At 70.9% G+C, this 5,852-nt stretch carries 5 protein-coding genes; all 5 read left to right on the forward strand.

The window, feature by feature from the left end:
- Positions 1 to 63: 63 nt before the first annotated feature.
- Positions 64 to 984, forward strand: a complete 921-nt coding sequence (locus ACNPM4_RS06355; RefSeq protein WP_448985104.1) for a 1,4-dihydroxy-2-naphthoyl-CoA synthase — start codon at positions 64 to 66, stop codon at positions 982 to 984.
- A 13-nt stretch (positions 985 to 997) separates the two neighbouring features.
- Entirely contained in the window at positions 998 to 2,152 is a 1,155-nt protein-coding gene (locus ACNPM4_RS06360) for an AMP-binding protein (RefSeq protein WP_448985105.1), read from the forward strand.
- 23 nt (positions 2,153 to 2,175) lie between these two features.
- Entirely contained in the window at positions 2,176 to 3,252 is a 1,077-nt protein-coding gene (locus ACNPM4_RS06365; RefSeq protein WP_448985106.1) for an AAA family ATPase, read from the forward strand.
- Between the two features lie 5 nt (positions 3,253 to 3,257).
- A complete protein-coding gene (locus ACNPM4_RS06370; protein ID WP_448985107.1) occupies positions 3,258 to 4,049 on the forward strand; it encodes a class I SAM-dependent methyltransferase in 792 nt (263 codons plus the stop codon).
- Between the two features lie 175 nt (positions 4,050 to 4,224).
- On the forward strand, positions 4,225 to 5,852 hold a 1,628-nt coding region (locus ACNPM4_RS06375; RefSeq protein WP_448985108.1), incomplete at its 3' end, for an Ig-like domain-containing protein.

The following is a 5,852-nucleotide window of genomic DNA, read 5'->3' on the forward strand; positions in this document are numbered from 1 at the left end:
CGGGCCCGGGGGGGGGGGCGCTTCCTCCGTTGGCAGGGGCGGGCGAGGAATAGGGTGGATGCCGTGACCAGCGCATTCGTCTCCGACCTGTTCGATCCGGCTGAATGGGTGCTCGCGTCCGGCGCCGAGGACTACACCGACATCACCGCCCACGTGTCGTACGACGGCGGGGTCGCGCGCATCGCCTTCAACCGTCCGGAGGTGCGCAACGCCTTCCGCCCGCACACCGTCGACGAGCTCTACCGTGCGCTCGACATCGCCCGGCAGGATGCGCACATCGGAGCGGTGCTGCTGACCGGAAACGGCCCGAGCCCGAAAGACGGCGGCTGGGCGTTCTGCTCGGGTGGGGATCAGCGCATCCGCGGTCGCGACGGCTACAAGTACTCCGATGCGGAGACGGCGATCGTCGACGGTGCGAGCCGCGCGGCTGTCGGCCGCCTGCACATCCTCGAGGTGCAGCGGCTCATCCGCTTCATGCCCAAGGTCGTCATCGCGGTCGTGCCCGGGTGGGCTGCCGGCGGCGGGCACTCGCTGCACGTGGTGTGCGACCTCACGATCGCTTCGGCCGAAGAAGCCCGGTTCAAGCAGACGGATGCCGACGTGGGCAGCTTCGACGCCGGGTACGGTTCGGCGTACATGGCACGGCAGACCGGACAGAAGTTCGCCCGCGAGGTGTTCTTCCTGGCCGAGGAGTACTCCGCACAGCGTGCCTACGAGGCCGGCGCCGTGAACCGCGTGGTGCCGCACGCCGATCTCGAGCGCGAGGCCCTGAAGATGGCGCGCACCGTGCTCACGAAGTCGCCCACCGCGATCCGCATGCTGAAGTTCGCCTTCAACGCGGTCGACGACGGTCTGGTCGGACAGCAGGTCTTCGCCGGCGAGGCGACCCGTCTGGCCTACGGAACCGACGAGGCCGTCGAAGGTCGCGACTCCTTCCTCGAGAAGCGCGACGCCGACTGGTCGTCGTTCCCCTGGCACTACTGAGCCGGAGACCCGCATGACCGCCCTGACCACCACGGACGCCGAAGATCCGGATCTGCTGAGGGAGGCCTTGCAGCGCGCGCTCGAGGGCGGACCGGCGCTGGGGCTCGGCATGGTGGCCGGTGCGCCCGAGAACGTGGCGGACGGCATCGCGGCGGTGATCGCGACCTCGGGGTCGAGCGGCATACCGAAGCGGGTCGCGCTGAGCGGTGAGGCGCTGCGCGCGAGCGCCGAGGCGACGGCGGCGAGGATCGGGAGCGGCCGCTGGCTGCTTGCTCTGCCGGCGGGCTACGTGGCAGGGCTCCAGGTGATGGTGCGCTCTATCGTCGCGGGGACCCGGCCGGCCGTGCTCGACGGCCGGTTCTCGCCTGCGTCCTTCGCCGATGCGACACTGGCGATGCTGCGCCCCTCGGCGGGGGCGGGGATTCCCGAGCTGTACACCTCGCTCGTCCCGGCGCAGATCGCGACGCTGCTCGAGGCCGCCGACGACACGGCCGTGCGTGCTGCGCTGACGGCGTACCGGGCGATCCTGGTGGGCGGACAGTCGCTGCCGGAGCCGCTTCGCGAGCGTGCGGCCGACCTGGGCGTGCGGGTGGTCCGAACCTACGGCTCCACCGAGACCAGCGGTGGCTGTGTGTACGACGGTGTGCCGCTCGACACGGTCGGCGTTCGCACGGTCGACGGGGAGCTGCGCATCGCGGGGCCCATGCTCGCCGAAGGCTATCTCGGTGACGCCTCGTTGACGACGCGCACCTTCGTGCGGGATGAGCACGGCATCCGCTGGTATCGCACAGGCGACCTCGGTCTGGTGGAAGACGGCGTGGTGCGCGTGCACGGGCGGGCCGACAACGTGATCGTGTCGGGCGGCATCAACATCTCCCTCGATCGGGTGGAGCGGATCGTCCGGCGTGTCCCGGGGCTGCACGAGGCTGTCGTGGTCGGTGTGGAGGATGAGCGCTGGGGGGAGGCATCGGTGATCGTCGCGGCGCGTGGCGAGGTGCTGCGGCGCAGCGAGTCCGAGCAGCTCGCGCAGGCCCGTGAGGCTGTCGCGGAAGAGCTCGGCAAGCACGCGCGTCCGTCCCGTCTGATCCTGGTCGACGAGATGGATGTCCTGCTCTCCGGCAAGCCCGACCGCGAGGCGATCCGACGAGCCGTCGCCGACCTGCGCTGATCCCCGCTGCCAGACTGGGTCGCATGGATGTGCTGCGGCTGGCGGGAGTGCCGGGGGTGGGGAAGAGCGCCGTCGCGTGGGCTGTCGCCGAGCGTCTCGCGTCCGACGGTGTGCCGACCGGGTATGTCGACATCGATCAGCTCGGCATGTGCTACCCCGCGCCGTCCGACGACCCCGACCGGTGGGCGCTGAAGGAGACCGCACTCGCCCGGCTCGCCGTGCGGTTCCGCGACGCGGGTGTCGAACGTCTCGTGGTGTCCGGAGTCGCCGATCCGTCGCAGCCGCCGCCGGCGAGCGGGTTCCCGACGTCGTCCCTGTGGCTGGATGCGGATGAGGAGACGAGGCGGAGACGATTGGCTCCCCGGAGGTGGGAGCGCGAACAGGTCGATGCCACACTCGCCGCCGGCACCGAGGAGGCGAGCGCGGTGCACCCCGCATGGGAACGACTGGACACGGCGCACTCGACCATCGAGGAGACGGTGCAGGCAGTGATCGCCCGGCCGGCAGGCGGGGCGGAGGTGGCATCCGATGTCGTATTCCCCGAAGAGCATGCGACGGCCCGGGTCATCTGGATCACGGGTCCGAGGTGCGCCGGTGCCTCGCGCGTGGGTTGGGAGCTGGCGCGCACGCAATGGGCTGCGGGTGAGCGCACGGGGTTCCTCGATGGCGAGCAGTTGAGCTTCTCGTGGAATGCCGATCCTGTGAACGAAGCAGAGGCCGCAGCGGTGGTGCAGGCGGTGTTCGCTGAGGCGGGGGCTAAGGCGCTGATCGTCGTCGCACCGTTCGAGGTCTCGCCGAAAGACGTGCGCACTGCTTTCCCGCGAGCGGACGTCCGGTTCTTCCGACTCGATGCCGACGATCGCACGCGCCGCGACCACGCCGTCCGTAGGGCGGAAGGTGCCGACGGTGCGATGCTCGCCGGTGATGACCTGATCGGGGCGGATGCCGAGGCGATCGAGAGGATCGTCGCGACCGGAGCTCGTCAGCGGGCATCGTCGTTGCGCATCGGAGAGATCCTCATCGGCACACCGACGTCCTCGACGCCGCAGGTGGTCGACGAGGTGGCCAAGCGGGCCGGTCTGAGCGCTCTGCCACACTGAAGCGCATGGCCTCGTACACGCACGGACACCACGAATCAGTTCTCCGCTCACACAACGTGCGCGACATCGGGAACTCCGCTGCTTACCTCCGCCCCCACCTCACGTCCGGGACCCGACTCCTCGACGTCGGCGCCGGCCCCGGCACCATCACCGTTGACTTCGCCGGCATCGTCGCCCACGTCACCGCGACCGAGATCGACGAGAACGCGCTGTCGCTGTCGCGGGGCCTCACCGAGGAACGCGGCCTGGCCAACCTCGACTTCTCGGTCGAGGATGTGCACGCGCTGAGCTTCCCCGACGACTCGTTCGACGTCGTGCACGCGCACCAGGTGCTGCAGCATGTCGGCGACCCGGTGCAGGCGCTTCGCGAGATGCGCCGCGTGACCGTGCCCGGCGGGATCGTCGCCGCGCGCGATGCCGACTACTCGGGCTTCATCTGGTTCCCGGTCCTGCCCGAACTCGATCGGTGGCTCGCCCTGTACCAGGCGGCGGCGCGTGCGAACGGCGGCGAACCCGATGCGGGTCGTCGGCTGCTCTCCTGGGCGCGCGCCGCGGGCTTCGACGACGTCACGGCGACGGCATCCACCTGGTGCTACGCGTCGCCTGCGGAGCGTGCCTGGTGGGGCGGGATGTGGGCCGACCGCATCCTCGAGTCCGCGCTCGCGCGGCAGCTGGTGGACAGCGACATGGCGACTCCGGCGGATCTGCAGGAGATCAGCGATGCCTGGAAGCGCTGGGCCGACGACGGCGACGGCTGGTTCCTCGTGCCGCACGGCGAGATCCTCGCGCGCGCCTGACAAGACGCCCGCGCCGGGCGCGGCGCATTATATCGGTTTTTTTGCGGTAAACCTATGTTTCCGCTGAGTGTCGTAATACTCTTCGATCGTTACGTGTGCCCCAGCGCGGAACAGTTGAGGGGAAAGAGCAATGAAGCGGATCACTCGCGGGACAGGTGCGGTTCGCCGGGCTGCCGTGGCCACTGCGGCCCCTCGTGCCGCGGCCCCACGAAAGACGGCTGCGACTCTGGCGCTGCTTCTCGGCGTGGCGTCGGCGTTGACCGCGGGCTTCGGCGGGTCGGAATCCGCTTCGGCAGCGGAGGTCGCGTGTGTCCCGACGGGCGCGTACGTGCATTGCGTCGACTTCACCTACACCGGCGGCGACCAGACCTTCACCGTCCCCACAGGCGTCACGCAGGTGAGCGCCACGCTCACGGGTGCCGGCGGCGGGGGCCAGTGGGCGGGCGCGGGTCAGGGCACGCAGGGCGGCGGTGCGGGCGGGCAGGCGGTCGGCGTCCTATCCGTCACGCCCGGAGCATCTCTCACGGTCACCGTCGGCCAGGGCGGTGCGGCGTTGCGGGGAGCTCCGACGTACGGCGGCGGAGCGATCGGTGGCGCCGCGGCCACCGGAAACACGCGCGCGGGTGGAGCGGGCGGCGGCATGAGCGCGATCTGGCAGGGGGCGTACGGCGTCGCGCCCTCGCTCATCGCCGGTGGTGGTGGCGGTGCACCGGGAGGCAGCAGCGTCGCTGGTTCCGGCGGAGGCGCTGGCGGAGGAACCTCGGGAGCCCCAGGACCGGCAGAAGGCGCGGCGGAGACCGGCCGAGGGGGCAGTCAGACTGCGGGAGGCGCGGGAGGAACGGGCGCTTGCTCGTGGGGTACACCGCCGGCAGGAGCCCAGTACATCGGAGGCGCCGGCGCGGGAGGCGCGGTCGAGGGCTACGACGGTGGCGGTGGTGGCGGCGGAGGCTACTTCGGAGGCGGCGGCGGTCGTTGTGTGTCCGTAATCGGCGTGGGCGACGGTGGGGGCGGCGGCGGGTCGGGATACGCGGCTCCCGGTGTCGTGGGGGCAGCCCTGACGCAGGGCGGGGGTGCGGCCGGTGGCGGGCCTGCAACGAGCGGCGGGAACGGAACGGTGCGACTCCAGTGGGGAGCCGCAGCCGTGGTGACCGGTCCGGCTGATGGTGCGACGGTTTCGCCACGGCCGGCGTTCTCCGGCACGGGAACCCCTGGCGACGCCGTGGAGATGCGTGATGACTCGGGCGCTGTTCTGTGCACCGCCACGGTGACCGGGGCGGGGACGTGGAGTTGCACCTCGACATCAGATCTGCCCGGAGGCGCCAACGTCGTGCAGCCGTACACGGTGGTGAACGGCCAGTCGTTCGCTGGCAACGCGATCACTGTGGCCGTCCCTGCACCGTCGACGCCCGTGATCACGGGCCCGGCGGCTGGTGCCGACGTAGCGGATTCCACGCCCACCTTCACGGGCACCGGTGACGACGGAGACACGATCACTGTGCGCGATGGCGGCGGTGCTGTGCTCTGCACGACGACCGTGGTGGACGGTGCCTGGTCGTGCACGCCCACGACGGCATTGCCCGAAGGCGCAGCGACGGCGACGCCGACGGCGACGAACATCGACGGCACGAGCACGGTGGGCGCCCCGGTCGCATTCACGGTGGACACGGTGGCGCCGTCCGCCCCGGTGATCACCGGTCCGGCAGACGGTGCGGTGCTGACGGATGCCACGCCGACATTCACCGGCACGGGTGATGACGGCGACGCGATCACCGTGACGGACGGTGACGGCACCGTGCTCTGCAC

This window comes from Microbacterium umsixpiens (genome assembly GCF_053543675.1).

Excerpts from the sequence above, each read along its gene's own strand:
- ACNPM4_RS06360 (WP_448985105.1), top strand. The coding sequence starts at position 998 with ATGACCGCCCTGACCACCACGGACGCCGAAGATCCGGATCTGCTGAGG.
- ACNPM4_RS06365 (WP_448985106.1), top strand. The coding sequence starts at position 2,176 with ATGGATGTGCTGCGGCTGGCGGGAGTGCCGGGGGTGGGGAAGAGCGCC.
- ACNPM4_RS06370 (WP_448985107.1), top strand. The coding sequence starts at position 3,258 with ATGGCCTCGTACACGCACGGACACCACGAATCAGTTCTCCGCTCACAC.